Below are 25643 nucleotides of genomic sequence, written 5' to 3' on the forward strand. Positions count from 1 at the left end.
CCTCTCACGCCTGCCGCTCAGCCGATCTCGTCCCGTGCGGCGACGAAGGCGTCGACGCAGGCCCGGACGTCCTCCTCGCTGTGCGAGGCGGACAGCTGCACCCGGATGCGGGCCTTGCCCTTCGGGACGACCGGGTAGGAGAACGCGATGACGTAGACGCCGCGCTCCAGCATGGCGTCGGCGACCTGGCTGGCCCGGCGGGCGCCGTCCTCGCCCGGGAACATGACCGGCACGATCGGGTGCTCACCCGGCAGCAGCTCGAAGCCGGCCTCGGTCATGAGCGTCCGGAAGAGCTCGGCGTTGCGCCGCAGCCGGGCCCGCGGCTCGTCGCTGTCCCGCGCGATCTCCAGCGCCTTGAGCGACCCGGCGACGACCGAGGGGGCGACGGCGTTGGAGAAGAGGTAGGGCCGGGCGCGCTGCTTGAGCAGGTCGACGATCTCGGAGTGGGCCGCGACATACCCGCCGCTGCCGCCCCCCAGCGCCTTGCCGAGGGTGCCGGTCATGATGTCGATGCGGTCGATGACGCCGCACGCCTCGTGCGATCCGCGGCCGCCCTCGCCGATGAAGCCGGTAGCGTGGCTGTCGTCGACCATGACCATCGCGCCGAACTCCTCGGCCAGGTCGCAGATCTCCTCCAGCGGGGCGAGGTAGCCGTCCATCGAGAACGCCCCGTCGGTCACGACGAGCACCCGACGGGCACCGCCGTCGCGCGCCGCCTCCAGCTGGTCCCGCAGGTCGTCCATGTCGCGGTTGGCGTAGCGGAAGCGCCGGGCCTTGGACAGCCGCACCCCGTCGATGATCGACGCGTGGTTGAGCTGGTCGGAGATGATCGCGTCCTCCGGCCCGCAGATGACCTCGAAGATCCCGCCGTTGGCGTCGAAGCACGACGGGAAGAGGATCGAGTCCTCCATCCCGGTGAAGTCGGCGATGGCCCGCTCGAGGTCGCGGTGCTGGGTCTGCGTGCCGCAGATGAAGCGGACCGAGGCCATGCCGAAGCCCCACTCGTCCAGCGCCTGCCGGGCCGCGCCGACGACGTCGGGGTGGTCGGCCAGCCCGAGGTAGTTGTTCGCGCAGAAGTTCAGCGCCTGCCCCGAGGTCGTCGCGATGTGCGCGCTCTGGGGCGTGGTGATCTGCCGCTCGGTCTTGGTCAGCCCGTCGGCCTCGATCTGCGCCAGCTCCTGGGCCAGCTGGTTCTTGACGTCCGCATACATGTGTGTCTCCTCAGCTCCAGTCCATGACGACCTTGCCACCCTCACCGGAGCGGGCGGCCGCGAAGGCGTCCTCCCACTGCTCGGCGGGGAAGCGATGGGTGATGACCGACCGGATCCGGTCGCGCAGCAGCTCGGAGGTCTGCAGCATGGCGGTCATCTTGTACCACGTCTCGTACATCTCGCGGCCGTAGATCCCCTTGAGGGTGATCATGTGCGTGATCACCTTGCCCCAGTCGATGGCGAACGGCTCGGCCGGCAGCCCCAGCATCGCCACCCGCGCGCCGTGGGTGCAGTTGTCGATGAGCTCGGCCATCGCGGCCGGGTTGCCGGACATCTCCAGCACGAGGTCGAAGCCCTCGGTCATGCCGAGGCGCTCCTGCGCGCTCGCGATCCGCTCGCGGGCGACGTTGATGCCCAGGTCGGCGCCGGCGGCCCGGGCCAGCTCCAGCCGCGGGTCGGACACGTCGGTGGCCACGACGTAGCGGGCGCCGGCGTGCCGGGCGATCGCGCACGCCATGACCCCGATCGGACCGGCCCCGGTGATGAGCACGTCCTCACCCTCCAGCGGGAAGGACAGCGCGGTGTGCACGGCGTTGCCGAGGGGGTCGAAGACCGCGCCGAGGTCGGGGTCGATGACCTCGGGCTGCACCCAGACGTTGGTGTGCGGCACCACGACGTAGTCGGCGAAGCAGCCGTCGCGGTTGACGCCCAGGTTGGAGGTGCGCACGCACATGTGGCGGCGCCCGGCACGGCAGTTGCGGCAGGTGCCGCAGACGACGTGCCCCTCCACCGAGCAACGGCGCCCGACGGCGAGCGCGTAGTCCTCGTCCGTCGGCACGCCCGGGCCGAGCTCGACGATCTCGCCGTAGAACTCGTGGCCCACGACGAGCGGCGGCCGCAGCATGGAGGCGGCCCAGTCGTCCCACGCCTCGATGTGCAGGTCGGTGCCGCACAGCCCGGCGCGCAGCACCCGGATCTTCACCTCGCCCGGCCCGGGGGTGGGCTCGGGGACGTCGGCCAGCTCGAGGCCTGGCCCGGCGCTGGGCTTGATCAGGGCACGCATGGGTCCATCTTGACGCATCCGTCAACGCACCGGGTCGGAGGGCGGGGCGGGGGCTGCTGCCGGAGGACGCGGGAGGCGGGCGGCGCGGCGAGGGCGAGGCCGTAGGGTGGCGCGGTGGACGTGCGGACGCGGGTGGGGTGCTACGCCTGGATCGAGCGGGACGGCGCGGTGCTGCTGAGCCGGTGGCGGGGGATGAGCCTGCCGGACGGGCGGGTCGCCCGACCCGGGTGGACGCTCGTCGGCGGCGGGATCGAGCCGGGCGAGACGCCCGAGCAGGCGGCGGTGCGCGAGGTGCAGGAGGAGAGCGGGTATGCCGTGCGCCTCACCGGCGTCCTCACCACCGACGCCTGGAGCGGGGTCGACGACCGCGACCCGGCCGGGCAGGCGGTCTGGCAGGCCGTGCGCATCGTCTTCACCGCCGAGGTCGAGAGCGGTGAGCTCTCGGTGGAGAGCGACGGCAGCAGCGACGACGCGCGATGGGTGCCGCTGGAGGAGCTGGCGACGCTGCCCTGCCTGAGCCTGGTCGACACCGCCTGGCGGGCGGCGGGGGGCTCAGGGCTGCCCGAGGCCGCGCTGGGCTTCGGGCCGGTCGACGAGGGCGCGGTCGACCGGATGCGCGGGCTCGTCGAGCGGGCCCGGTCGGCGGCGTCTGGCGATGCGGCGGGTGAGGGCGCGGGGGGCACGGAGCAGGGCGGTGCGACGCCGGGCCGGGTCACCGTGGTGGCCGTCGACGGGCCGAGCGGGTCGGGCAAGACCGTGCTCGCCCGGGCGCTGGCCCGCGACCTGGGCGCCCCTCTCCTGCACATGGACGACCTCTACCCGGGCTGGGACGGCCTCGCGGCGAGCCCCGCCCTCCTGGCCGAGCAGGTGCTGGAGCCGCTCGCCCGCGGTGAGCGGGCGGCATACCGACGGTGGGACTGGCACGCCTCGGGCTGGGCGACCGACCCGGTCGAGGTGCCCGAGCCGACCGGTGGCGTGCTCGTCGTCGAGGGGTGCGGCAGCAGCGTCGGGCCGGCGGGGGAGCACGCCGCGGTGCGGGTCTGGGTGGACGCCGAGCCGGCCCTGCGGATGAGGCGCGGCATCGCCCGGGACGGTGAGGCATACCGGCCGCACTGGGAGCGCTGGGCCGCGCAGGAGGAGCGGGTCTTCACCGCGGACCGCACCCGGGAGCGCTGGGCCGCGCAGGAGGAGCGGGTCTTCACCGCGGACCGCACCCGGGAGCGCGCGGACCTCGTCATCGACACCTCGCCGGGGGTCGCCTGACCGGGAGCGTGCTGCCCCGGCAGGACACCCACGGTCGGTCTCGCGACGCCCGGAGGATTTCGTCGGGTCCCCGGCCCGGTGGTAGAGTTCCTCGCTGTTGCGCGCCTATAGCTCAATTGGCAGAGCAGCTGACTCTTAATCAGCGGGTTCGGGGTTCGAGTCCCTGTGGGCGCACCACCACACCCCCGTCCGGGCCGTCGCCCGGGCGGGGGTTCTCGTCGTCTAGACCGAGCGTCCAGGTAGCCGGCACGCCGTGCGCGACCTGAATCCGCTTCGCCACCGCGACCGCGTCGCCGGGGGCATTGGTCCCCAGCTCCCACGCCGCGACTGACTTCGGTCCGCGGTCGATGCTCGCCGCGAACTCCCCCTGGGTCATGCCCAGCTGACGCCGGATCTTGCGAATCCGGTCCCCGAACGTCCACTGGGGGATCATCGCCCCCGCCGTCTGCGTACTCATGACGGTAAACCTAGTCATACCTACACAAACTAGTCAACCCCTAGGGGTGAGGACGCCACGCCACGCGGCGAGGGTGCTTGACCCGTATCGCTGGGTATGTCTAGAGTCACCGACCATGACCACTAGGCATACCCAGCAGAGCGAGGAAGCTCTCGCGATCGGTGAGGCAGCGCGACGTCTCGGCGTGACCGTCGAGACGATGCGCCGGTGGGACAAGAGCGGCGTGATCCGCTCGTTCCGCACCCCGGGCGGGCAGCGACGCTTTCCGGTCTCGGAAGTCAACCGCCTGCTTGACGACCAGGGCGTGCCCGCGTGAGCGCCGGCACGCTGACGATGACCGAGGAGCTCGTCGACGACACGCGCACCTCGGACGACCCGGGCGACAGCGCGCACATCGTGTGGGTTCCGCCGGGCTCGTCGATGACCGCGCAGGCGCTGGTCATGCACGCCCGGGTCGAGGGGATCCCCGTCACCGCGCTGTGCGGGCACGCGTGGGTCCCGGTGCGCGACCCCCTGCCGCTGCCCGTCTGCTCCCGCTGCCTCGAGCTGTACCACGCACCGGGCGAGAACCGCGACGACCGCGACGAGCTCCCCGCGCCGTAGAACCGGCGCCCCCCTTCCTCCCAAGGCACCACCCGACAGTTTCACCCGACCCCGGAGGCCACCACCGATGAACGAGCACCAGCAGCAGCCACCGCCGCGCCCGCAGCGGCCGCCGGCGACCTTCCGCAAGGCGATCCTGCAGCACAACAACAACGGACGCCGCCCGGGCCCGAACGGCTACCTCGCCGCCGCGCCGACGTGCACCGAGGTCGTCGGCAGCGAGGAGTACGACCGCCTGATCGCCGCCGGCTGGCACGTGGTCGAGTCCTGGCAGGTCTGGCGGTGCGTCACCTGCGGTGGGTACGACAGCGACCGTCAGAGCGCCGACCTCGTGGGCATGGCTCACGTCGAGCGCTACGGGCACGAGTCGGTGCGCCCGGACGAGCTGCAGAGGTCGGGCCGGTGAACGGGCTCGCGGACGTGATCGCGCTGCCGCTGCCGCGCGAGGTCCTGCACCCGCGGATCCCGCACCCCTCGCTCGGCGAGTGCACCTCCTGCGGGTCCCGCGCCGACCTTCGCCCCGTGCACGACGACTCGGCCAGCGGCACCCTGATCGCCGTCCGGTGCGACGGGTGCGGGTGGATCGTGTCGATGACCGAGCACGCCCGCCGACGCCGCTCGACCGTCGACGCGCTCGCCGAGCAGTTCCCCGAGCTGCAGCTCGACCCCCGGCGCTCGCCGCAGGGCGCTCGCGGCGGCCGCCCGAACCTCGTCGTCGTCGACGAGGCGCAGCAGCTGGGTGACCGGTCGTGAGCGCGCTGCAGCAGGACGTCCTGCTGATCGTGGCGCTCATTCTCGCGCTGCTCGTGGCGCTCGCGGCGTGGTCCTCGGCAGTGGTGCGTCGTCGCCGCAGGACGGGCGCGTGCCCGGACTGTGGGGCCGAGATCGACCGCCGATACCGCACCCGGTGCGAGCCGTGCGTCGAGCGTCGCCGGCAGACTCGGTGCGTCCGGTGTCGGCGCCGCGAAGCCGTGCCCACCGAGGAGCTGTGCGCGACGTGCATCTACCGCGTCGAGCTCGAGGAAGCCGAGTGGGACGCCCGGATCGCTCGGGGTGAACACTGATGCGCCCCGAGGTGTGGGCCGCGGCCGCCGACGTCGTCGACGCGCTCGAGGCGGTGATCCGGGTCGGTGGCGGCGCCGTCGTCCTGGCGATGATCGCCCTGGGCATCCTGCTCGCGGCGTGCGAGGCGACCCGCGGCACGAGCGGCGGTGGGTCCCGGTGACGTCGCGTCGGAAGGTCAAGAAGGCCGCGAAGGCGGGTCTCGTGCCCCTCGGCGACCTGCTGGCCACGCCGCACCGCTTCGCCGCGGTGGTCTACCCGAAGCCGTGCCCGCCGCCGCCGCGTGAGCCGGTCGGCCGCCTGCTGATCGACGAGGGGTATGTCGGGTGGGTCCTCATAACGACCCCCCGGCGGGTCCGCAAGGTCCGGTTCGTCGCGCGGGACGGGTACGTCTACCGCGACAACCAGTGCCGCGCCGGCGGCGCCTTCCGCGTCGAGGTGCACGCCCTCTCGTGCCGGGTCGAGCCGTGCCTCGTGCTCGCGGCCGCGTCCCCGGTGACCCTGCCCGCTGACGAGCTGCCGTGGCGTTACCGCCCGGCGGTCGTGACCCACTGACCCCGAAGGACGCCGATGTTCACGATCTCCCCGCACTCGCCCGTCGGGCAGCGGACCGTCACCTGCCGGACCTGCGGTCTCGGCTGCACGTCCCGCTCGGAGGCGCTGCTCACGCAGTGGAAGCAGAAGCACACCCGGGAGTGCCACCCGCGCACCTCTCACCCGACCGCCCACCCGAGGAAGGCGACCGCATGACCGACACCGAACCGACGAGGGTGCACCGCACCCGGGAGGAGCTCGAGGCCGCGGCCGCGGCGCTGACCGGCTTCGCCCACGAGGCCGGATGCATCGACGACGCGCAGCTCGCGACGACCCGGGCGCGGCAGTTCGAGCAGGAGGCGCTCGACGCGCCGCCGGCGCACCTCGTGCCCGACGACCTGCTGCTGCGCGTGGTCGCGCTCGCGGTGCGGTCGGGCGTGACTGCGCTGTTCGCCCCGAGCGGGATCCCCGAGCACGTGTCGGTCGCGGCGGGCAAGCAGGCGTCCGACCGGCTGCTCGGCGACCCCATGTCACGGACTGTGATGCTCGACAGCACCCGGCTGCTGCTCGCGGGGAAGTGCGTCTGCGGGCAGCCGTGGGAGCACGACACCGACGCCCACCGCGCCGCCACCGACGACGAGGACGGTGCCCGGTGAGGTACACGGTCGGTCTCAAGGAGCTGCGGCGGGCGCTGCAGTCGGTCGTCGTGCACGCCGTCAACGACCCGGAGATCGAGTGGTGGCACCGGGTGCGCCTCGAGGTGCACCGGCAGGGGCACGTGCTCGTCTACGCGTCGCAGGGCTACACCGCCGGCATGGCATACGCCGGCGTCATCGACCCGGGCGACGGTGAGCTCGAGGGCTTCGATATCGCCCCTGCCCGGGTCAAGGACTTGCTGCAGCTGTTCCCGCTGGACGGCAAGCACGCCGACGAGCAGCTGCTCGAGCTGTCCCTCGAGGGCGACGAGCACTTCCGCGCCCGTGACGTGTCGGGGCTGTTCCCGGGGAACACGGTCGAGCTGCCGCGGCTGCCCGAGCAGGACCGCCCGCAGCTGGCGCACATTCCGCCGCTGCTGGGCCGGACGGTGGCCACCACCGGCAAGCACCACCTGCAGGGCGTGATGGTCACAAACGGCGAGTGGCTGTCGCTGTTCGCCCGGGCCGCGAAGGTCTACGGCGAGCCGCTGTGCGTCACCCCCTACACCGACGACTCGGGACGCGGCCGCCTGCTCATGACGGTCGGCGACCTGTTCATCGGCGCCCTGATCGGCCGCACCTCGACCGGCGGCGGGTACGTCGACGAGTCGATCGCCCACCGCGACGCGTGGGCCGGGCTGCTCCCGACCGTCGCCTCGCACGACCCGGTCGTCGACCTCGAGGCAGCGCTCGCCGAGCTCGAGCAGCAGCAGGACGACGACAGCGACGACGACGGCGACGTCGTCGAGTCCGTCGGCGAGGGCGACCTCGCCGACGACACCGCCGGCGAGGACCTCGCCGACGACCAGGACGACACCGGGGCGCCGCCGAGCGACGAGCTCGCCGCGCGCCGCACCAAGGGAAAGAAGTCACGGTCATGACCGACGTCAACGCACGCACGCAAGCCCGCCAGGGACACATCGGCATCGTCGTGGTGCCGGTCGAGCTACCCGAACGTCCCGTGCCCGCGCCCTACCTGCGGGTCATCGCGTCGAACGGACAGATGATCGCGCACTCGGAGAGCTACTCGGACACGCACGAGGCGCGGCAGGGCGCGGTCGCACTCGAGCGGGCCGTCATCGAGGGGTCGCACCGGTCCGGTCGTGCGCTGTATGCCGCCCTGCAGGAGATGGACCGGCAGGACGCGAAGCACGGCGTGCCGCCGCTGACCCGCCCCGACGGAACGGGGCCGCGCACCTATCCCCTGCGCGGGCTGATCGCGACCGGTCTCGCGCACCGTGCCCTCTCGCTCGCGGAGAAGGCTACGGACGCCACCGACCGGCACGCCGGCAGCGGCGACCTCACGTGGTGGGATATCGCGCTCGAGGAGGTGCTCGAGGCGGCCGCCGAGGAGCCGGGCACGGCCGGGCTGCAGCGCGAGCTCGTGCAGGCGGCCGCGGTGTTCCTGCAGTGGGCGGCCGCGATCGAGCGGCGCGACGACGTGCCCCTGCGAGGTGTCCGCGCATGAGCGGCTTCGTCGACGCCGTCGGCTACATCGTGGTGCGCGAGGGCGCCCCGCGTGGCGGCACCCGCCGCGCTGGGGTCGGTGCCCGGATCACCTCGGCGACGCAGACCCCGCCCGAGTCCCTGCCCCGCGGCTCGGTCGCGGTGAAGGTCCGGGTGCGGGTGCCGGCCGAGGTCTTCCGCCCCGAGCTCGCCGAGGCGACGATCACCGTCCCGCGCGAGGACGTCCTCGTGCCGGTCGTCGAGGTCGAGCGCGCTGGCGGTGGCCAGCGATGACGACGCGCCCCGCCACGGTCCCCGACCCCGAGGACCTGCCGCTGATCAAGGCAGTGGGCCCGGCGGTGATGGTGGCCGCGTCGGTCCGCGCCGGCAACCGTGACGCCGCGACCGACCAGCTCGCCGACATGACCCGGGAGGACCTCGAGACCGTCGCGCTCGCGCTCGCGTGCATGACGCCCGACAAGGCGGGGTTCGAGCAGATCCTCGGCCGGTGCGCGGTGTCGACGCAGCGGGTCTACCGCACCGACGCGACGTTGTGGTCGCAGGACGAGGTGCGCGAGGCGCACGCCGCCTTCGCCCGGCAGGTGCGGGAACCGTGGGTCATCCGTGGCGAGCGTGAGTATCAGCGGCGCCGCAAGCTGCGGCAGCGCGAGCTCGAGCGCGCGAACCGGGCCGCGCTCGAGGTGCGGGCGGCGGCGTCATGACCGGGCAGCAGCCGAGGTCGGCGCGCCGGGTGGCCAACGCGGCGCAGGACCGGAAGACGGGCATGTCGCTCGGCGACGTCGCGCAGTTCGTCGCGGACGCCTACTCGGCGGGTCTGACGGGCGATGCCGAGGTGCGCGTGCAGATCGGGTGGCGGGCGCAGGTGCTGACGGCGTCCGCCGAGGGGGTCCCGGGTGACGGGATCCCGCAGCAGCACGACCAGGACGACCGGAAGGACGAGGGATGACCACCAACCTGAGCGAATCACCGTCGCAGCAGCAGCAGCTCGTGCTGGCGGTGAAGGCGGCGCAGCGGTCGCTGGCTCTGCTCGTCCCGCGGGTGCGCGAGTCGGTGCAGAGGTTTGCGCGTGGCGCTCGAGCACTCGCCGCTGACATGGACGGCAAGCACGACCTCGCGACCGTGATCCGGCAGCAGCCGGGCCGGCAGATCGTCCGTGACGGGCTCGCCGACGTCCGGCACTGGACCCACGACTGCGGCTGCTACGACCGCGACCCGCGCGAGCGGGGGTGGTGCTCGCCGGCGTGGGACCGGGTCGACGCCGCGGTACTCGCACTCGCGGTGTCCTCGCCGCTGAGCATCCGTGCGCTGCGGCAGCTGGCGATCGACTTCCTCGAGCTGCCGGTCGTCGAGCACGTCGCGCAGCACGAGGACGTCGTCGGCGTCGGGGTCGCGTGGCTGCGAACCGCTGAGGCGCTGACCGTGTGCAGCGTCCCGGTCGACGTCGCCCGGCGTCTCGGGGGTGAGGAGTCGTGACCGGGTTCACGGCCGCGACCCGGCGCCGCCGCGCTCGCCGCAACCGCTGGCGGGACCTCACCGCGTCGACGGTGATGCCGCTGCTGCCTGCGAAGGTCGCGGTCGAGCTGCCGGTCACGAGCGAGAACCACCTGCACTGCACCCCCATGACGCCCGACGAGCTGCGAGCCGCCGACGACGCCCGCCTCGCGCGGGCTGACGAGGTCCGCAGGGCGCACGCGCTGTGGTCGTCGAACGCGCTGTGGTCGTCGGTCGCCGGTAGGTCGGACGTGCTCGGCAAGGTCGCCGCGCTGCACTCACCGGATCCCGGGCGGCGCTCGTGGCTCTACTGCACCGGGTGCGATGCCGGCAGCTACGCCGAGGACTCGCCCGAGTGGCCGTGCAGGACCGCGCTGCTGATCGCGGCCGAGTTCGACCTCGACCTGCAGGTCCTCGTCACGCACGGCGAGTGGCCACCCGAGACGACCGACACCGAAGGAGCAACGTCATGATGCTGAACCGCTACATCGTGCAGGGCATCGTGCAGGACCTCGCCGCTGGCCGCAACGTCGCGGTGATCGCCGACGAGAGCGCACGCGAGCAGGTGCGGCAGGTGCGGGCACTGCTCGCGCAGCACCCCGACTCGCCGTCGCTGCGGCTGACTCTCGCGAGCGGCCGGGAGGAGCTCGAGCACCGCTCGCACGCCCGGGCGTGGTTCACCACACCCGGCGGCGCTGACGGCAAGCTGCGAGGCAAGACGTGGCAGGTAACCGTGCTGCTCTCCGATCTGTGGGAGCTGGACGGCACCCGCCGCGCCCTGCTGCGCGAGCTCATCCACGCGGGCACGGCGAGCAGCCTCGACGCCGAGCAGATCCTGTGAGCCGCGCGAAGGGGCCATCGCTCACGCCGCAGCAGCAGATGGTGCTCGCGGTAAAGGCGGCGCAGCGGTCGCTGGTGACGGCGACCATGACCGAAGACGAGCTGCTGGATAGCGTCGTCGACCTCGCGCAGCGGCTCGGGGTGCAGACGCACCACTGCCGGCCGGCACGCCGTGCAGACGGGTCGTGGGCGACCCCGATCAAGGGGAACAAGGGCTTCCCCGACCTCGTCCTCGCCGGCCGCGCCGGCGTGCTGTTCCGTGAGCTCAAGTCCGCCACGGGCCGCACCACCGCCGAGCAGCGCGAGTGGATCGACCGTCTCGCGCTCGCCGGCGAGGACGTCGGGGTATGGCGCCCGGTCGACTGGCCGCACCGGATCCTGACCGAGATCAAGGCGATCCGGTGAGCAAGATCACCGCGATCAAGTCGCTGCCGGTCGAGAAGCTGCGGCGCCACCCGCGCAACGTGCGCGAGGACCTTGGCGACACGGACGAGCTCGCGTCGTCGATGGTCGTGCAGGGGGTCCTGCAGCCGCTGCTCGTCGCGCCCCGGGGCGACGTCTACGTCGTCCTCGACGGCAACCGCCGGCTCGCCGCAGCACGGCAGGCGCGGATCCCGTACCTGCCGTGCCTCATCACGAGCGAGGACGGCCGGGAGGCGACGACCGCGACCATGCTCGCCGCGGCGATGCACAAGCAGCTGAGCCCGCTCGAGCAGGGCGCCGCGTTCCGGGACCTGCTGCGCTCGGGGCTCACGGTGACGCAGATCGCCTCGCGCACCGGCTACTCGACGTCCACGGTCCGCGACCGGCTACGCCTCGACCAGCTGCCGCAGGAGGCGAAGGACGTCCTCGCCGGCGGCGGCATGACGGTCGGCAAGGCGACGCAGCTCGCCCGGCAGGTCGCGAAGCACGGCACCGGGTCGACGTCGGGCGCTGCCCCGAAGACGGCGTGGTTCGGCGCTGGTCACCGGCACGCCGACGCCGCCCGAGACCGGTGTAGCACCGACCACAAGGACACCCGAGTCGTGGTCGGCGGCATCGCCTGCGGGCAGTGCTGGGAGCACGCGCTCGTCGGCGACGCCGCCGCGCAGCTCGAGGCGCTGGCCGCCGCTGACGTCCTGCGGATCAAGCGGCGCCCCGCCTCGCAGACCTACCGCGACCGTGAGCGGCACGGCGTGCGCTTCGAGCAGCACTACGAGTCCCGATGGGAGCCGGTGACCGATGACTGACCAGGAACGCACACCGAAGCGGATCGCGTCGCCCTCGTGGGCCGAAGGTCTGCGCGTGTCGGGTCCGATCGTCTACGTCGCAGACCCGTCGAAGTGGCGCAACCCGATCTCACACGTGGACGTGGGCGGGCAGCACCCGTCACTCACGAGCCGGCAGGTCGCGACCCTCGTCGTCCGCGACTTCGAGGTGCTCGCCCGCCGCGGTTCGCTCGGCTTCCCCAACTGGCGCTTTGCCGGCGGGAAGCGGGTGCCGGTGGCGTGGACATACCCGCCGCTGCAGGAGATCCGCGACGAGCTCGCCGGCCGTGACCTCGCGTGCTGGTGCCCGCTCGACGAGCCGTGTCACGCGGACGTGCTGCTCAAGCTCGCGAACGAGGTGACCGAGTGAGGGGGGTGCAGCCGGACCTGTTCGGCGAGTTCGATGCCGAGCAGGAGCGTGCCGAGCAGCTGCTGCGCTTCCGGGAGGCGCACCAGCGGCCGCAGACCTGCCCCGCCTGCGGGGTGACCGAGCCGAACGGGTTCCTGCTCACCAACAACCACGGTGCGCGCCTCGACGTCGAGACGCTCACCGTGCAGGGCATCCCGCGCCCTGACGGCTTGTGCACGGCGCAGTGGCTCGTGCGCAACCACATCAGCTACGCCGCGCAGCGCGACGACGCCGAGCAGCTCGAGCGTGACGCCGCCCGCGGACGCGAGCTCGGTCTCGACGTCGACGCGATCGTCGCCGCCGCCCGCGGCGACGAAGGGCCGGCGCGGTGACCGCCCGCCGCCCGAGGGGTCCGCCCCCGCGCTCGCCGCCTCGTGCACGACGACCCCCACCCCCTCGAGAGGATCCCTGTTGCCCTGGCTTCGATCTGGCGACAACGCCGGCACCAACCCGCTGCTGCTCACGGTCGCCGCGCTCGACGGCGCCGACGAGCGGCTGCTCAACGAGGTGTCGGGGTGGCTGTGGCGCTGCGCGACGCAGTCTGCCGGTCACACGACCGACGGGCGGATCGACGCCGGCACGGCCGCGCTCATGGCGGGCCCGAGCCGCCTGCCGGTGATCCTGCGGGCCGCGATCGACGCGGGGCTGATCACCCCCGTCGAGGGCGCCCGCCCGCCGCAGTGGCAGATCGTCGAAGACCCCGCCTTCCTGCACATCAGGTCGAAGGAGTCGATCGAGTTCGAGCAGCAGCGCGACCGGGACCGCAAGAACCCGGACCTCACGGCGCCGGTCCGCCTGCGGGACGGCGACGCGTGCCGCTACTGCGGGAACGTCGTCAACTTCAGTGCCCGCACCGGCGGCCGCTCAGGCACCTACGACCACACCGACCCGGGCACCGCGGCGACCGTCGACACCTACGTCGTCTGCTGCCGCAGCTGCAACGGCCGGATGAAGGACGGGCAGCGGCTGCCACTGCTGTCCCCACCGAGCCGACCCTACTTCGCCAAGAAGACGCTCGAGTGGCTGCACGCGCAGGGGCTGACGCCACGCAACCACCGCACCGAACCAACGAAGCATGACGAGGGACTCACCCCCGGCGGGCACCTGCCCGCCACGGGCGCGGACACCGCACCCGGCACGGCGAGCGACCCGGAACCCGCGCCACCCGCCCCGGCGGGTGCGAGCGACCCGGACAACGCGCCCGCGCCGGCGAGCGACCCCCGCCCGAGCGACCCGGACCCCGCACCACCCGCCCCGGCGGGTGCGAGCGACCCGGACACCGCACCAGCCGCCCGCGAAGCGCTCGCGGGCAGCGATTGGGTGAGCCTCGAGGGGCACGTGCAGCGTCCTGGCAGGAGCAACCAGGACGAAGGGTGGAATCCCGGTACGGGACGGGACGGGACGGGCAGGGGCGGGACGGGCAGGGGCGGTGCGGGTGCCGACCCGCCGCAGCGCGGCGGTGGCCGGCGTAGGCGTCGGAAGCGTCGGGGTGGTCGTGGGTCCGGGGGTGGTGACCGGTGACTGCTGTTGTGCATGACCTGCTGAGGGCTGCTGTTGAGGCGGGGGTGACGGAGGCTGAGCTCAAGGGGTCCGCGGACGTGCGCTCGGCGGTGGCTGCTGCTGCTGGGTTGGGCGACACCCCGGTCAGGTCTGAGCAGTGGCGTGACGTCATCCCGAGGTTGCACGACGTCGCCCGGGCTGAGGCTGACCGGCATCACGGGTCGTCGTGCTCGAGGTGCGGCGCGCCGATCGTGTGGGGTGAGACCGACGCGGGGAAGACGATGCCGCTCGACCCGCTGCCGTGCCCGGGCTCGGGGAACGTGATCCGGGTCCCGTCGGGCCGGCGGATGCTGCTGCGGGTGCTGGGGCCGTCGGCGCTGCCGGTGGTGGGTCGCACGGCATACCGCTGCCACTTCGCCACGTGCCCGAACGCTGACCAGCTGCGCGCCCGCCGTGACTCGCGACCGGACGGGGCGAAGCCGTGCCCGGTGTGCCGGTACCGGATGGACCCGTGGCTGCGCGAGAACAACTACCCCGCCCACCCGGGGTGCATGGACGACTTCGAGGCGCGAGGCGCCACCACCGACCAGGAGGGCAGTGCATGAGCCGTCGACGGAACCGTCACCTCGAGCAGAGCGACGCGGTCGCCGAGCAGGTGCAGGTCGCGCTGCAGTCTCGGGGGCCGTGCCCGGGGTCGTGCAACCGTGCCTACCGTCGGACCCGCGCCGAGTGGGAGCGGGAGGTGCACGACGAGTTCGATCGGCTGGTGAACGACCCCGACGAGCCGGTCTTCGACGTCGACGCGGCGATGTACCGGGCGACGCAGCTCGTGCGTGCCGAGTGGGAGCGGAAGGGTCGCGCGGCGTGGCCGGCTCGCGAGGGTGCCCCGGTGTGGTGCGGCCGCTGCTCGGCGGATATCCGCGATGCCCTCGCTCGTCTGCCGCAGGTGCTGCTGCTGGTCCTCGAGACCGGGGTGTCGACGCCGACCCGCCCGGATGGGTCGCGGGTCACTGACCCGGTCGCTGTGCTGTCGACGTCGACCCCGGACGAGCAGGGCACCGTGGTCGACGAGCTGGGGTGCGGGCACCGTCGGACGAGGGCTCGTGCGGTCCGCTTCGGTCCCGAGCCGGCGTGGGCACTGTCGGGGGTCGTGTGCAGGACGTGCGTCGTCACGGCGTCGACCCCTGAGCCGGGCAAGCTCGCGCCGGCCGAGCGGGCTGCTCGTGCTGGCCAGCGGCTGCAGGTGTCGCCTGCTGGGTCGCCGGCGTGGCTCGAGGCCGACGCTGCGATCCAGTGGCTGTGCTCGACGGCCGAGCAGGCGGCGTACGGGATGCGGTGGGCGACGACGACCGACGCGGGTGCACCGCGGTGGCCGTGGCGGGCGGGCTCGACCGAGAGCCGGGTACGGGCCGCGGTCGACGCGGCCGGGTTCATGCGCCGCCACCTCGACACGGTGCTCGCGCTCCCGGGGTCGCTGCCCGAGTCGATCGGCCGTCAGGCGGTCGGGCTCGACGTCCGGCTGACGCGGCTCTCAGGCATGGCCGTCGACGAGCAGCCGGTCGACGACGACTGCCCGCTGTGCGGCCGCCGGGGGATGCGCCGGCGGGGCGCCCTGATCTCGTGCCGCTCGTGCGGCGCTTCCTACGACCAGCACACCTTCGACACCGAGAGCGAGTGACAGTGACAGCGACAGGACCAAGGTTCATCAGCTACGGCGGCGGGGTGCAGTCGACCGCGCTCGGCGTGCTCGCAGCTCGCGGCCGGATCGACTTCGACACCCTCGTCATGGCGAACGTCGGCGACGACTCGGAGGACCCACGCACCCTCGACTACGTCCGCGACGTGTTCACCCCCTACGCCCGCGACCACGGGCTGACGGTGCACGTCCTAGACCGCACCAAGCGCGACGGCACCGTCGAGACGCTGTGGGGCCGGCTCATGCGCGAGGGATCCCGGTCCCTACCGATCCCGGTCCGCATGGACAACGGTGCACCCGGGACGAGGTCGTGCACGTCCGACTTCAAGATCAAGGTCACTGGCAAGTGGGCCAAGCAGCAGGGCGCCCACGGGGGCCGCTCGTGCGACGAGCACGCGGTGCCCGCGGTCTGCAGCCGGCACCAGCGAGGGCAAGCGAAGCGGCCGTGCCGGCTGCACCCCGCCGACGGGTGCCCCGACTGCACACCGGCAAACCTCGCCACCGTCGCGATCGGCATATCGCGAGACGAGATCATGCGGGCGAACAACCGTCGCCACGAACCGCACGAGCAGATCGTCTACCCGCTCGTCGGGATCGGTGAGGAGACCGGTCTGTCGCTGTCACGGCAGGAGTGCATGAACCTGATCCGCGACGAGGGTCTGCCGGTGCCGCCGAAGTCGTCGTGCTTCTTCTGCCCGTTCCACCGGCCGCAGGCGTGGGTCGAGCTGCGACGCGAGCGGCCGGATCTGTTCGACCGGTCGGTGCAGCTCGAGCGCACCCTCAACAAGCGGCGCGAGGAGCTCGGCAAAGACCCGGTGTGGCTGACCCGCTTCGCGATGCCGCTCGACGAGGCGATCGCCGAGCCGGACGCGCTGCTGCCGATGTTCGACGAGCAGTCGGGCCAGTGCGACTCGGGATGGTGCTGGACGTGAGCACCCGGGAGCTGCACCAGCTGCGGACGCACGCCGAGCAGCAGGCGGCGCTTCCCTCGACTCCGTCGGGGGAGCAGCAGCTGTGGCGCCGGATCGCCGGCGAGGTCGCAGCGTATGAGCGGGCGCACGTGCTCGCGCCGATCGCGCCGGGCGCGTGCTCGGTATGCCGTGAGACCAACGGCCGGCACCGGTCGCTCGCGAACGGGCGGTTCGTCCACGAGCACGACGAGAGCGAGGGACTGCTGTGGTGACGCTCGGCGACGACGGTCTGCTCGACGAGCTGCGGCTGCTGACCGTGGCCGAGGCAGCGCAGCTCGTGCGCGTCCCGGCGGTGACGATCCGGGCGTGGATCCGTACCGGCGCAGTCGCCTCGGTCAAGCACAAGGGCCGCAGGTTGGTCGGTGAGCAGTCGGTGCTGGACTGTGAGCTCGCGATGCGGCGCTCGCCGATGGGACGGCCGCGCGAGGGCACCGCCCGAGGCGGGTGATTGCATGGCCAGCCGCCGACATATATCATCGGGTGCAGACGGACCACCTATGCCCGAGCGGCCGGTGGTCCGTTCGTCGTTGGGGTGGGGAATCTGGCCGCCGAGCGCGAGTCGAGCTGGGGGCACCCCCTAAAAAATCCGACCCCCCCACCCTCGCTAGACCCTTCACCCACCGCTGATCTCTCTCCCCGCGTTGCCAGGAGTGGCGACAACACGGCTACACGGGCTTGTGCGGGGCCCGAGGAGGTGTCGAGGGTGGCTCGAGGTCGCACGTATGGCGCTGAGCACCAGGCGCGCCGGAAAATGGCGCTCCCGCAGGCGTACGGCACCCCATGCCCGCGCTGCGGGTTGCCGATGTTGCCGGGGCAGCGTCTGGACTTCGGGCACTCGCAGGACGACGCGCTGCACCCGGGGTCGAAGGCCGACCGGATGGAGCACGCCGACTACGCGGACTGCCCGAAGGGTGGAAACCGGGCGGCCGGCGGCAAGCTCGGCGCGATCCTCAAGCGCCGCAACCCGTCGCGGGCGTGGCACGGTGGCTGACGGCGACCAGGACGGCTACCAGTGGCGCTCGCGGCGCCCGACCCGGGACGCGCAGAAGATGCGCGACGCGGTCCGGATGCGCGAGGTCGACGGGTTCACGTTCCAGCAGATCGCGGAAGAGCTGGGGCTGCGGCACCGGGCGTCGGCGCAGAAGATCTACGAGGCCGGCCGCCGTGCGCGGGCCGACCTCGACTTCACCGACGAGGAGCACCGCCGGATCCTCGTCGCCCGGTATGAGCACCTCTACGGGATCGCGCTCAAGGCCGCGGACCGGGGGGACATGACGGCCGTCCGGGAGGCGGGGCGACTCCTCGACAAGATCGACCGGATCAAGCAGCTGGGGATGCCGATGCCGGGCCGCCCGGGCAGTGGCCGCGACGACGAGTCGGACGGCGAGGGGGTCGTCGTCGAGGGGGACCGGCTCGAGGCGATGCGCCGGCGGAAGCAGGAGGAGTCGCGTGCACGCACCTCCGGTGGTGGAGCCTGAGCAGGCCCGGTCGATCGCCGAGCGAGTGCGCCGCGGCGAGCGGGTGCGGGTATCGGAGCTGATCGACGAGGGCGCCGAGTGGGCCGAGCGTGACCTGCCGATGGGCACCATGACGCCGACGCACGAGCTCGTGCCGGCAGCGCAGTTCACGCACGGGCACTACGCGATCGAGGTCGCCGAGCTGTGCGGGTATGACCTTTACGAGTTCCAGCGTGACGGTCTGCTGGCCAAGCTCGGCGCGAACATGATCGAGCGTCGCGACGGGTCGATGGTCGAGCGGTGGGCCGCGGTGGAGACCGCGGACGTCATCGCCCGGCGCAACGGTAAGTCGGTCGAGATCGAGATCCTGATCCTGTTCGGGCTGTTCATGAACGACGAGCAGCAGATCATGTATACGGCTCACCGCGACGACACCGCGAAGGCGGTCTTCAACCACGTGCGGGCCGCGATCGAGCGCACGCCCGAGCTGCTCGCGAAGGTCCGCAAGAACGGCTTCCGGGTGGCCAACGGTCAACGGTCGATCACGCTCAAGACCGGCGCGGTCTGCTACTTCCGCACCCGCACCAACGAGGCCGCCCGAGGGGAAGGCTTCGACCGTCTGATTCTGGACGAGGCGCAGCACCTCACTGAGCTGCAAATGGCGTCGGTGCAGCCGGTCGTGACGGGCTCGGAGAACGCGCAGATCAACTACGCCGGCTCGGCGGGCGACCTCGGCGCCACGGTGCTCGCGAAGGTGTGGCGCTCGTTCGAGGCGAACGAGCGGAGCCTGTGCTACCGCGGCTGGCACGCCGACCCCGAGGACGACTTCGACGACCTCGCGCTCGTCGCCCGCACCAACCCGCGTCTCGGGCACGGGCTGTCGTACGAGTTCATCGCGAAGGAGTTCCGCCGCATGACCCGCGCGCAGTTCGGGCGGGAGCGGTGCGGGGCGGCGACCTACCCGCGCGCCGCTGGCGCCGCGTGGGTCATCCCCGAGGAGGCGTGGAAGGTCGCGAACGACCCCGAGTCGGCACCGGCCGCGACGGGCCGGCTGTGCTACGTGCTCGAGGCGGACATGGAGCTCGCGCGGGGCACGATCTCGGTCGGCGGCCGCCGCGACGACGGCGCGATGCACCTCGAGACGATCGACCACAACCCGGGCGTTGGGTGGATGCCGGCGAGCGTCCGGGACCTGCTCGAGAAGAACGAGGGCGGCGAGGTGTGGGTTGACCCGGTCGGCCCGTGCGGGTTCATGGTCGGCGACCTGCGGCAGCAGGGCATCGCGGTGCGGCTGTTCACCTCGCAGGACCTGCCCGAAGCCTTCTCGTGGCTCTCGACGGCGATCGCCCCGTCGAAGGACCCGCGCGACCCGCAGGCGCCGGACCCGCAGCCGACGGCATACCACCGCGAAGACATGGACATGACGCTCGCGCTCGCGGCCGCGCAGACCCGGAAGATCCGGGAGCGGCTCACGCTGGCGCGGACGGTGCCCGAGGGCGTCAATCAGGGCCCGATCGTCGGGGCGATGCTCGCCGGGTGGGCGGTCGTCAAGGGTGAGCGCGCCGGCGGCCGGGTTCCCCCGCCGCCCTCGAGGTCCTCGTCGACAGCATCGTCCTCGCCTCGCACCCGTCCAAACCCGCGTGGCCGCCGCAGCGGTCCGACGTCCGACCTGACGACGAGCTCGTTCTGACCGGTGAGGGGGTGGTGCTGTGGCGACCTCTGACCAGCTGCCGCCGTCGTCCCGCGGGGTGACCTCGCAGGCGTCGCAGCGTGAGGTCGGCTACGCCCACCAGGGCGCCCCGTCGGGGTATTGGTACATCGACGACGAGCGGGAGTCGACTCCCGAGCTGCGGTGGCCGTACAGCGTCGGCGTCTACGACCGGATGCGCCGGCAGGACGCGAAGGTGCAGTCGGTGCTGCGCGCGGTGAAGTCGCCGCTGCTGGCGACGACGTGGCGACTCGACCCGGCAGGCGCCGACGACGAGGTCGTGCAGCACGTGTCACGCGACCTGGGACTGCCGATCAAGGGCGTGCCGGACGCGCAGCAGGTGCACCAGCAGGGACGCCGGCGAGGCCGCTTCTCGTGGACCGAGCACCTGCGGAACACGCTGCTGTGCCTCGACTTCGGGCACATGGTCTTCGAGCAGAAGTACCGCCTCGACGAGACCGACCCGGACCGTCCGCGGCTGCACCTCGTCAAGCTGGGGCCGCGGTTCCCGTGGTCGATCGAGAAGTTCGAGGTCGCCCGCGACGGCGGACTGATCGCGGTGCGGCAGCACCCCCCGGGCTACACGCCCGGGCTGATCACCGCCACGGGCAAGGGCATCCCGCTGGACGTGTCCCGGCTCGTCGTCTACTCGCACGAGCGCGAGGGCGCGGACTGGTGGGGGCACTCCCTGCTGCGGGCCGCCTACAAGCACTGGCTCATCAAGGACCGGCTGCTGATCGTCGACGCACAGTCGGCCGACCGCAACGGCACCGGGATCCCGGTCATCGAGCACGACAAGGACATGCTCAAGGACGAGAGCGGCGGCAGCCGCAGCCCGGCGCAGATGCTCAAGGACCTCGAGGACGTCCTCGAGGAAGACCAGCGGATCGCCGAGCAGATGCGCGGCGGCGACAACGGCGGCGCGTCCCTCACCCCGGGCGCGAAGGCTCGCCTGCTGGGCGTCGAGGGCACCCTGCCCGACGCGCTCAAGTCGGTGATGTACCACGACGACCAGATCGGGACCGCGGTCCTCGCGCACTTCCTCAACCTCGGTCGGCAGACCGGGTCGTGGGCGCTGGGCAGCACGTTCCAGGACTTCTTCGTGTCCTCCCTCGACGGGATCGGCGGGTTCATCGCGGACACCGCGACCGCGCACATCGTCGAGGACCTCGTCGACCTCAACTTCGGCGAGGAGGCGGCCGCGCCCCGGATCGTCTACGACGACCTCTCGGGGCAGGACGAGCGGCTCGCCTACGCGATCAAGGCGCTGGTCGACGCCGGCGTCATCACACCGGACGACGCGCTGCAGGCGTATCTGCGCGCGAGCTACAAGCTGCCCGAGAGCTCGGGCGAGACGGGAGACGACGAGGCATGAGCACCCGCAAGACGCGCCGCCCCGCAGCCGAGGTGCTGCAGGGCATCAACGACCGAGAGCAGGCGTCGGTGCGCCGCGCGACCGCGCTCGGCGCCCGCAAGCGGTGGTTCCGGGTCGAGAACGTCGTCCGCACCGACGAGGACGGGCGCACCCGCGCGAAGGTCTACATCTACGACCCGATCGGCGGGTGGTTCGGCGTCACCCCGAACGACTTCGTCCGCGAGCTCGACGAGCTCGACGTCGACGTCATCGAGCTGCACATCAACTCGCCGGGCGGCTCGGTCTACGACGGCATCGCGATCATGAACGCCCTTCGGCAGCACGACGCCGAGGTGGTCGGCTTCGTCGACGGGCTCGCCGCGTCGGCCGCCTCGTTCATCGCGGTGGGCGGGTGCGACGAGCTCGTCATGGCCGCTCACTCCGAGCTCATGGTGCACGACGCGCTCGTGCTGTGCGTCGGGAACGCCGCCGACATGCGCGACATGGCCGACCACCTCGACCGGATCTCGGACAACATCGCGGCCGTCTACGCCCGCAAGGCCGGCGGGTCCGCCGAGTCCTGGCGCGACGTGATGCGCGAGGAGCGGTGGTACAGCGCCGCCGAGGCGGTCGCCGCCGGGCTCGCCGACCGCACCGACGAGGACCCCGACGAGCAGGACGACGACCAGGACGACGACACCGAGAACCGGTGGCGCGACCTGTTCGGCCCGCTCGACCGCACGGCCGGCACGCGCGAGGACCACCGCGCGCCCGCAGCGGCCGCCCACAACTCCCGGGCCGCGACCGCGGCACGGGCCACCTCCCCGACCGCCGCGGCGAACGGGGACACCACACAGGAAGGCGCTCTCATGAAGAACGAGCAGCGACAGATCCTGCGGCAGCTGGCCGGTGTCGCCGACGACGCCGACGACGCGACGATCGTCGCGGCGCTGCAGGAGGCGCACCAGGAGCTGACCGAGGACACCACCCCGGACGGCACCACCACCAGCGCGCGGATCCCCGACGGCATGGAGCTGGTCGACAGCGAGGCGCTCGCCGCCCTGCAGGCCGACGCCACCGCCGGCCGGGAGGCGCGGAACCAGCAGGTCGCCGAGCACCGCACCCGGGTCGTGGCCGACGCGATCCGCGCCGGCAAGATCCCGGTCGCCCGCCGGCAGCACTGGATCGACCAGCTCACGGCCGACCCGGGCGCCGAGGCGACCCTCACCGCCCTGCGCGACGGCACCGTGCCGCTCGACGAGCAGGGGCACGCCGAGGCCGGGCCCGAGGAGTCCGACCAGGCCGCCGCCGACTACAAGGCCGCGTGGGGCAAGCGCCGCGCGGGCACCGAGCAGCACGAGCAGAAGGGGGCCTGATCATGGCCGACACCGTTCCCGTCTACGACTCGGGCGTCGCGCCCACCTACCAGGCGTCCGCGGACGTCACCGGCGGGCAGCTGGTCGCCGTGTCCGGCGACGGCACGGTCGCCCCGGCGGCCGCCGCCTCGACGAAGTGGGTCGGCACCGCCGGCTTCGACGCGAAGGCCGGCGAGTCCGTGACCGTCTACAAGGGCGGCGTGCAGCGTGCGACCGCCTCGGGCGCGATCACCGCCGGCGACATGGTGACCAGCGCCGCCAGCGGCCGGGTCGCCACGAACGCCACCCCCGGCGCGGGCCAGCAGGTCGCCGTCGCCGTGTCCACCGCAGCCGACGGCGAGACCGTCGAGCTCGACATGGTCCGCTGAGACCAGGAAGCAGGAGATCATGAGCCTGAGCTACCCCGTCCCGGCGGCACCCGCGACCGGCGACGCCGCCCTCGCCCACCGGATCCTCAAGTCGCCGCCCACCGTGGCGCAGCGCGTGCAGGACCTGTCCCTGCGGCGGTACATCGCCGACCTGCTGCTCTCCGAGCGACTCGAGGCGGTCGGCGGCGCGATCGTTTACGAGTCCGGCGAGGAGGTCGGCACCGGTGAGGCGCCGCGTGCGGTCGCGCCGGGCGCGTCCTACCCGCTGGTGTCCGTCGGCGAGGGCGTCGCGAACCTCGCGAAGACGACCAAGTGGGGGCAGGACATGCCCATCACCGACGAGTCGATCGCGCGGCGCAAGATGTCCCCGGTCAACCGTGCGTTCACGCGTCTGGTCAACCAGAACGTGATGCACGTCGACAGCATCGCCATGTCGGTCATCACGACCGCCGCTGGCACGTCGACCCCCGTGTCGGCGCGCTGGACGGACGACGCGACCGACGCCGAGCAGATCCTCAAGGACGTGCTGCGCGCCCGTGCGCGGGCGCAGCGTCGCGAGCTGGGGATCAACCTCAACGTGGCCGCGCTGGACCCGATGGTCTACGCCGAGGTCAAGGCGAAGTTCATCGCCGCGGGTTACGTGCCCCGGGAGGGCGGCAACCCGCTGTCGACCGGCGACGAGGACTTCCTCAACGTCGAGAACATCGTGTGGACCGCGACCCCGCACGGTGTGCCCGGCGCGGTCGTGCTCGCCGACAACGAGCTGCTCGGCGGCATGGCCGACGAGGACCTGCAGTCGCCCGGCTACGCCCGCGCCACCGGCGACGCCGCCGGCGTCGAGGTGAAGTCGATCCGCGACGAGGACAACGACCGCTACAAGGTGCGTGCGCGCCGGGTGACCGTGCCCGTCGTGCTCGAGCCCTACGCGGCCGAGATCCTCACCGGCGCGGACAACGCCTGAGAGAAGGGAGACACACCTCATGGCCAAGGCTGACCAGCAGATGGTGTCGACGGCGGCGTGCGTGATCGCACGCAACGCCGACGGCACGGACAACTACCTCTACCGTGGCGCGCCGGTCCCGGCGTCCGTCCCGAAGGAGGAGATCAACCGGCTGCTCAAGCTCGGCGTCATCGGCGCCGCGCCCAAGGCCGCCCCCGCCCCCTCGGGCGGGGACGGTGGCGGCTCGGGTGGCGCCGGCAACGAGCGGCCGAACAAGTCCGCGAACGCCGCCGAGTGGAAGACCTACGCGATCGCGAAGGGGATCCCGCAGGAGACGGTCAACGCCGCGACCCGCGACCAGCTCGTCGAGCGGTTCTACGAGGACAAGCTGCTGCCGGGCGAGACCGGCGACCCCGACAAGTCGGGCAGCTGACGGTCGATCACGCAGAGGGGAGTCACCCGAGTGTCTACGCAGCCTGAGCAGGAGCCCACCGGCCCGCGGCACATCACCGCGGCGCAGATGACGACGTTCCTGCTGTACCCCGAGGACGACCCGGTCTCGCCAGAGGCCGCGGCTGTTCACGAGGGCGTAGCGCTCGGGTGGCTGTCCGACGCGGCCGACGTCGAGCCCGGCTTCGACTGGTCGTCGACGATCGAGGCCGACCCGAGCGTCGCCGGGTGGCTGCTCGAGCTGGCGTCGATCTCCTACGACAACCCGACGTCGCAGCAGGCGTCGGAGTCCGGCGACACCTCGTCGCAGTGGCGGGACCGCCGGACGCAGATCCTCGCCCGCGTGCAGGCGTGGGCGATCCGCCGCGGCGTCGCCGCGGCGACGACCACGGTCCGACCGAAGTCGCGCGGCAAGTTCCGGCCGGCGCCCTCGTGGCCATACCCGGGCACGCGATGGTGAACCGGCTGCACCCGCGCTACACGCGCGACCGGCTGCAGGCTCGGGCGTACACCGAGGACCCCGACACGTGGGTCGGCACCTTCGCCGAGCCGAGCACGATCCGGGCGCAGGTCGAGCACGAGCGGGTGACGACCGCCACGACCGACGGCGCCGTCACCGCGACACTGCTCACGGCGCGGATCCCGCCCCGCACGGACGGCTCGGGCCCGTCGGTCGACGACTTCCCTGCCGGCACGGAGCTCGTGCACCAGGGGCACGCGTCGTACGTCCTCACCGCCCGCCCGGTCACCCGCGCCGGCCGCCTCGTCTACCTCGAGGTGACCGCCGGTGAGCGGCCGCCCCGCGCGACCGGCGGCATCGTCGTCGCCGCGCAGCTGCTGCGCAGCGCAGGGTGGGACCGCGCCGGCAACCCGACGACCCCGGACCCGGTCGAGATCCCGACCGCGGTCCTCGTCGCCGGCACCACGGACGAGCCCGTCGACGGCTCGCAGCAGACCGTGACGACCGCGACCCTGTTCGTCCCGCTGTCCCTGCGGGTCGCCTCGACGGACGCCGTCAAGATCACCGCCCCGGCGCACGCCGCCGGCACGTGGAACGTCGACGGCGACCCCTCGCAGGACGGCGACCGGCTCAAGGTCCCGCTGCGGCGCACCTGACCCTCACGAGGGGAGGCGCTCGCTGTGGCTGCACCTGTCACGTTCACCCCCAACCAGGCGGGACTGCGCGAGCTCGCGCAGTCGTCCGAGGTCGGCGACCGGTGCGTCGCGGTCGCCGAGGCGGGCATGTCCTACGCCGAGTCGATCTCCCCGGTCCTCACGGGCAACTACCGGGGCGGTTTCCGGGTCCGTCGCACGTCGGTGACCGTGCCGGGGCTGGGGCGGGTCGCTGGCGCCGAGCTCGTCAACGTCTCCCCGCACGCGCACCTCGTCGAAGACCACAACGGGGATCACGTGCTCAAGCGCACCGCGGCGTGGCTCGAGCAGGCCGACGGGTCCGGGGTGCGCGTCCGGTTCTGACCCAC

Annotated in this window: 42 protein-coding genes and 1 tRNA gene; 40 read left to right on the forward strand and 3 right to left on the reverse strand. The window is 72.7% G+C overall.

Annotation, left to right across the window (positions count from 1 at the left end):
- Nucleotides 1-17: 17 nt before the first annotated feature.
- Nucleotides 18-1211, reverse strand: a complete 1194-nt coding sequence (locus EUS26_RS04390) for a glycine C-acetyltransferase (RefSeq protein ID WP_130011965.1) — start codon at nt 1209-1211, stop codon at nt 18-20.
- 10 nt (nt 1212-1221) lie between these two features.
- Nucleotides 1222-2274, reverse strand: a complete 1053-nt coding sequence (gene tdh / locus EUS26_RS04395; protein WP_130011966.1) for an L-threonine 3-dehydrogenase — start codon at nt 2272-2274, stop codon at nt 1222-1224.
- A gap of 114 nt (nt 2275-2388) precedes the next feature.
- Between tdh and EUS26_RS04400 the strand changes: the two genes are divergently transcribed.
- Together EUS26_RS04400 and EUS26_RS04405 are read left to right on the forward strand one after the other, a co-directional pair.
- The gene (locus EUS26_RS04400; RefSeq protein WP_130011967.1) at nt 2389-3537 is read left to right on the forward strand and encodes an NUDIX domain-containing protein; all 1149 of its coding nucleotides are present in this window, start codon (nt 2389-2391) and stop codon (nt 3535-3537) included.
- A 101-nt stretch (nt 3538-3638) separates the two neighbouring features.
- Nucleotides 3639-3714: transfer RNA gene (locus EUS26_RS04405), tRNA-Lys, on the forward strand.
- Here EUS26_RS04405 and EUS26_RS17660 read toward each other — a convergent pair.
- The gene (locus tag EUS26_RS17660) at nt 3677-4012 is read right to left on the reverse strand and encodes a helix-turn-helix domain-containing protein (RefSeq protein WP_130012063.1); all 336 of its coding nucleotides are present in this window, start codon (nt 4010-4012) and stop codon (nt 3677-3679) included. The two genes, EUS26_RS04405 and EUS26_RS17660, sit on opposite strands and share 38 nt — an antisense overlap.
- Nucleotides 4013-4109: 97 nt before the next feature.
- Here EUS26_RS17660 and EUS26_RS16845 point away from each other — a divergent pair, with 97 nt between their 5' ends.
- The 38 genes from EUS26_RS16845 (at nt 4110) to EUS26_RS04595 (ending at nt 25638) form a co-directional block, all read left to right on the forward strand.
- Nucleotides 4110-4310 (forward strand): MerR family transcriptional regulator, encoded by a 201-nt coding sequence (locus EUS26_RS16845; protein WP_165368498.1) that lies wholly within the window; start codon nt 4110-4112, stop codon nt 4308-4310.
- A complete protein-coding gene (locus EUS26_RS04420; protein ID WP_130011969.1) occupies nt 4307-4597 on the forward strand; it encodes a DUF3039 domain-containing protein in 291 nt (96 codons plus the stop codon). Before EUS26_RS16845 ends, EUS26_RS04420 begins: the two co-directional genes overlap by 4 nt.
- 67 nt (nt 4598-4664) lie before the next feature.
- Entirely contained in the window at nt 4665-5003 is a 339-nt protein-coding gene (locus EUS26_RS04425; protein WP_130011970.1) for a hypothetical protein, read from the forward strand.
- Entirely contained in the window at nt 5000-5350 is a 351-nt protein-coding gene (locus EUS26_RS04430; protein ID WP_130011971.1) for a hypothetical protein, read from the forward strand. Before EUS26_RS04425 ends, EUS26_RS04430 begins: the two co-directional genes overlap by 4 nt.
- Nucleotides 5347-5661 carry a hypothetical protein gene (locus EUS26_RS04435; RefSeq protein WP_130011972.1) on the forward strand — a complete coding sequence of 105 codons (315 nt, stop codon included), beginning with the start codon at nt 5347-5349 and terminating at the stop codon, nt 5659-5661. The genes EUS26_RS04430 and EUS26_RS04435 overlap by 4 nt, the downstream gene beginning before the upstream one ends.
- The gene (locus EUS26_RS16850) at nt 5661-5822 is read left to right on the forward strand and encodes a hypothetical protein (RefSeq protein WP_165368499.1); all 162 of its coding nucleotides are present in this window, start codon (nt 5661-5663) and stop codon (nt 5820-5822) included. Before EUS26_RS04435 ends, EUS26_RS16850 begins: the two co-directional genes overlap by 1 nt.
- A complete protein-coding gene (locus tag EUS26_RS04440) occupies nt 5819-6214 on the forward strand; it encodes a hypothetical protein (protein WP_130011973.1) in 396 nt (131 codons plus the stop codon). The genes EUS26_RS16850 and EUS26_RS04440 overlap by 4 nt, the downstream gene beginning before the upstream one ends.
- A gap of 15 nt (nt 6215-6229) precedes the next feature.
- Complete coding sequence (locus EUS26_RS04445) at nt 6230-6409, forward strand: hypothetical protein (RefSeq protein WP_130011974.1); 180 nt, start codon at nt 6230-6232, stop codon at nt 6407-6409.
- Complete coding sequence (locus tag EUS26_RS04450) at nt 6406-6849, forward strand: hypothetical protein (protein ID WP_130011975.1); 444 nt, start codon at nt 6406-6408, stop codon at nt 6847-6849. Before EUS26_RS04445 ends, EUS26_RS04450 begins: the two co-directional genes overlap by 4 nt.
- Entirely contained in the window at nt 6846-7769 is a 924-nt protein-coding gene (locus tag EUS26_RS04455; RefSeq protein WP_130011976.1) for a hypothetical protein, read from the forward strand. The genes EUS26_RS04450 and EUS26_RS04455 overlap by 4 nt, the downstream gene beginning before the upstream one ends.
- Nucleotides 7766-8356: a YegP family protein gene (locus EUS26_RS04460; protein ID WP_130011977.1), complete on the forward strand. Its 591-nt coding sequence runs from the start codon at nt 7766-7768 to the stop codon at nt 8354-8356. Before EUS26_RS04455 ends, EUS26_RS04460 begins: the two co-directional genes overlap by 4 nt.
- A complete protein-coding gene (locus EUS26_RS04465; RefSeq protein ID WP_130011978.1) occupies nt 8353-8628 on the forward strand; it encodes a hypothetical protein in 276 nt (91 codons plus the stop codon). Before EUS26_RS04460 ends, EUS26_RS04465 begins: the two co-directional genes overlap by 4 nt.
- Nucleotides 8625-9056 (forward strand): hypothetical protein, encoded by a 432-nt coding sequence (locus tag EUS26_RS04470; RefSeq protein WP_130011979.1) that lies wholly within the window; start codon nt 8625-8627, stop codon nt 9054-9056. Before EUS26_RS04465 ends, EUS26_RS04470 begins: the two co-directional genes overlap by 4 nt.
- A complete protein-coding gene (locus tag EUS26_RS04475) occupies nt 9053-9301 on the forward strand; it encodes a hypothetical protein (RefSeq protein WP_130011980.1) in 249 nt (82 codons plus the stop codon). Before EUS26_RS04470 ends, EUS26_RS04475 begins: the two co-directional genes overlap by 4 nt.
- Nucleotides 9298-9828, forward strand: a complete 531-nt coding sequence (locus tag EUS26_RS04480) for a hypothetical protein (RefSeq protein WP_130011981.1) — start codon at nt 9298-9300, stop codon at nt 9826-9828. Before EUS26_RS04475 ends, EUS26_RS04480 begins: the two co-directional genes overlap by 4 nt.
- A complete protein-coding gene (locus EUS26_RS04485) occupies nt 9825-10319 on the forward strand; it encodes a hypothetical protein (protein ID WP_130011982.1) in 495 nt (164 codons plus the stop codon). The genes EUS26_RS04480 and EUS26_RS04485 overlap by 4 nt, the downstream gene beginning before the upstream one ends.
- On the forward strand, nt 10316-10687 hold the full coding sequence (locus tag EUS26_RS04490) for a hypothetical protein (RefSeq protein WP_130011983.1): 372 nt from the start codon (nt 10316-10318) through the stop codon (nt 10685-10687). The genes EUS26_RS04485 and EUS26_RS04490 overlap by 4 nt, the downstream gene beginning before the upstream one ends.
- Complete coding sequence (locus tag EUS26_RS04495; RefSeq protein WP_238148800.1) at nt 10684-11091, forward strand: VRR-NUC domain-containing protein; 408 nt, start codon at nt 10684-10686, stop codon at nt 11089-11091. Before EUS26_RS04490 ends, EUS26_RS04495 begins: the two co-directional genes overlap by 4 nt.
- Nucleotides 11088-11915: a ParB/RepB/Spo0J family partition protein gene (locus EUS26_RS04500; RefSeq protein ID WP_165368500.1), complete on the forward strand. Its 828-nt coding sequence runs from the start codon at nt 11088-11090 to the stop codon at nt 11913-11915. The genes EUS26_RS04495 and EUS26_RS04500 overlap by 4 nt, the downstream gene beginning before the upstream one ends.
- A 55-nt stretch (nt 11916-11970) precedes the next feature.
- Nucleotides 11971-12303, forward strand: a complete 333-nt coding sequence (locus EUS26_RS04505) for a DUF4326 domain-containing protein (protein ID WP_165368501.1) — start codon at nt 11971-11973, stop codon at nt 12301-12303.
- A gap of 5 nt (nt 12304-12308) precedes the next feature.
- Nucleotides 12309-12674 (forward strand): hypothetical protein, encoded by a 366-nt coding sequence (locus tag EUS26_RS04510; RefSeq protein WP_238148801.1) that lies wholly within the window; start codon nt 12309-12311, stop codon nt 12672-12674.
- Nucleotides 12675-12753: 79 nt separating this feature from the next.
- On the forward strand, nt 12754-13863 hold the full coding sequence (locus EUS26_RS17520; protein WP_130011987.1) for an HNH endonuclease: 1110 nt from the start codon (nt 12754-12756) through the stop codon (nt 13861-13863).
- Between the two features lie 44 nt (nt 13864-13907).
- Nucleotides 13908-14447, forward strand: a complete 540-nt coding sequence (locus tag EUS26_RS17280) for a hypothetical protein (protein WP_130011988.1) — start codon at nt 13908-13910, stop codon at nt 14445-14447.
- The gene (locus EUS26_RS04525; protein ID WP_130011989.1) at nt 14444-15520 is read left to right on the forward strand and encodes a hypothetical protein; all 1077 of its coding nucleotides are present in this window, start codon (nt 14444-14446) and stop codon (nt 15518-15520) included. The genes EUS26_RS17280 and EUS26_RS04525 overlap by 4 nt, the downstream gene beginning before the upstream one ends.
- A 44-nt stretch (nt 15521-15564) precedes the next feature.
- Nucleotides 15565-16470, forward strand: coding sequence for a hypothetical protein (locus EUS26_RS04530; RefSeq protein WP_202865049.1), 906 nt, complete (start codon nt 15565-15567; stop codon nt 16468-16470).
- A complete protein-coding gene (locus tag EUS26_RS04535) occupies nt 16467-16721 on the forward strand; it encodes a hypothetical protein (RefSeq protein WP_130011991.1) in 255 nt (84 codons plus the stop codon). Before EUS26_RS04530 ends, EUS26_RS04535 begins: the two co-directional genes overlap by 4 nt.
- Nucleotides 16718-16957, forward strand: coding sequence for a helix-turn-helix domain-containing protein (locus EUS26_RS04540; RefSeq protein WP_165368503.1), 240 nt, complete (start codon nt 16718-16720; stop codon nt 16955-16957). The genes EUS26_RS04535 and EUS26_RS04540 overlap by 4 nt, the downstream gene beginning before the upstream one ends.
- A gap of 354 nt (nt 16958-17311) precedes the next feature.
- Nucleotides 17312-17500 carry a hypothetical protein gene (locus EUS26_RS17100; RefSeq protein ID WP_202865050.1) on the forward strand — a complete coding sequence of 63 codons (189 nt, stop codon included), beginning with the start codon at nt 17312-17314 and terminating at the stop codon, nt 17498-17500.
- Complete coding sequence (locus tag EUS26_RS04550; RefSeq protein ID WP_130011993.1) at nt 17493-17987, forward strand: RNA polymerase sigma factor sigma-70 region 4 domain-containing protein; 495 nt, start codon at nt 17493-17495, stop codon at nt 17985-17987. The genes EUS26_RS17100 and EUS26_RS04550 overlap by 8 nt, the downstream gene beginning before the upstream one ends.
- On the forward strand, nt 17959-19656 hold the full coding sequence (locus tag EUS26_RS04555) for a hypothetical protein (RefSeq protein WP_130011994.1): 1698 nt from the start codon (nt 17959-17961) through the stop codon (nt 19654-19656). The genes EUS26_RS04550 and EUS26_RS04555 overlap by 29 nt, the downstream gene beginning before the upstream one ends.
- A gap of 19 nt (nt 19657-19675) precedes the next feature.
- Nucleotides 19676-21049, forward strand: coding sequence for a phage portal protein family protein (locus EUS26_RS04560; protein ID WP_130011995.1), 1374 nt, complete (start codon nt 19676-19678; stop codon nt 21047-21049).
- A complete protein-coding gene (locus EUS26_RS04565) occupies nt 21046-22404 on the forward strand; it encodes a head maturation protease, ClpP-related (protein WP_130011996.1) in 1359 nt (452 codons plus the stop codon). The genes EUS26_RS04560 and EUS26_RS04565 overlap by 4 nt, the downstream gene beginning before the upstream one ends.
- 2 nt (nt 22405-22406) lie before the next feature.
- Entirely contained in the window at nt 22407-22772 is a 366-nt protein-coding gene (locus EUS26_RS04570; RefSeq protein WP_130011997.1) for a capsid cement protein, read from the forward strand.
- Nucleotides 22773-22791: 19 nt separating this feature from the next.
- Nucleotides 22792-23733, forward strand: coding sequence for a phage major capsid protein (locus tag EUS26_RS04575; RefSeq protein WP_238148802.1), 942 nt, complete (start codon nt 22792-22794; stop codon nt 23731-23733).
- 19 nt (nt 23734-23752) lie between these two features.
- Entirely contained in the window at nt 23753-24145 is a 393-nt protein-coding gene (locus EUS26_RS04580) for a hypothetical protein (protein WP_130011998.1), read from the forward strand.
- 30 nt (nt 24146-24175) lie between these two features.
- Nucleotides 24176-24622, forward strand: a complete 447-nt coding sequence (locus tag EUS26_RS04585) for a hypothetical protein (RefSeq protein ID WP_130011999.1) — start codon at nt 24176-24178, stop codon at nt 24620-24622.
- A complete protein-coding gene (locus tag EUS26_RS04590; RefSeq protein ID WP_130012000.1) occupies nt 24616-25278 on the forward strand; it encodes a hypothetical protein in 663 nt (220 codons plus the stop codon). The genes EUS26_RS04585 and EUS26_RS04590 overlap by 7 nt, the downstream gene beginning before the upstream one ends.
- A gap of 24 nt (nt 25279-25302) precedes the next feature.
- Nucleotides 25303-25638: an HK97 gp10 family phage protein gene (locus tag EUS26_RS04595; RefSeq protein WP_130012001.1), complete on the forward strand. Its 336-nt coding sequence runs from the start codon at nt 25303-25305 to the stop codon at nt 25636-25638.
- Nucleotides 25639-25643 lie beyond the last annotated feature (5 nt).

It is taken from the genome of Serinicoccus sediminis (assembly GCF_004153545.1).
In the GTDB taxonomy this organism is placed as follows: Bacteria; Actinomycetota; Actinomycetes; order Actinomycetales; family Dermatophilaceae; genus Ornithinicoccus; species Ornithinicoccus sediminis_A.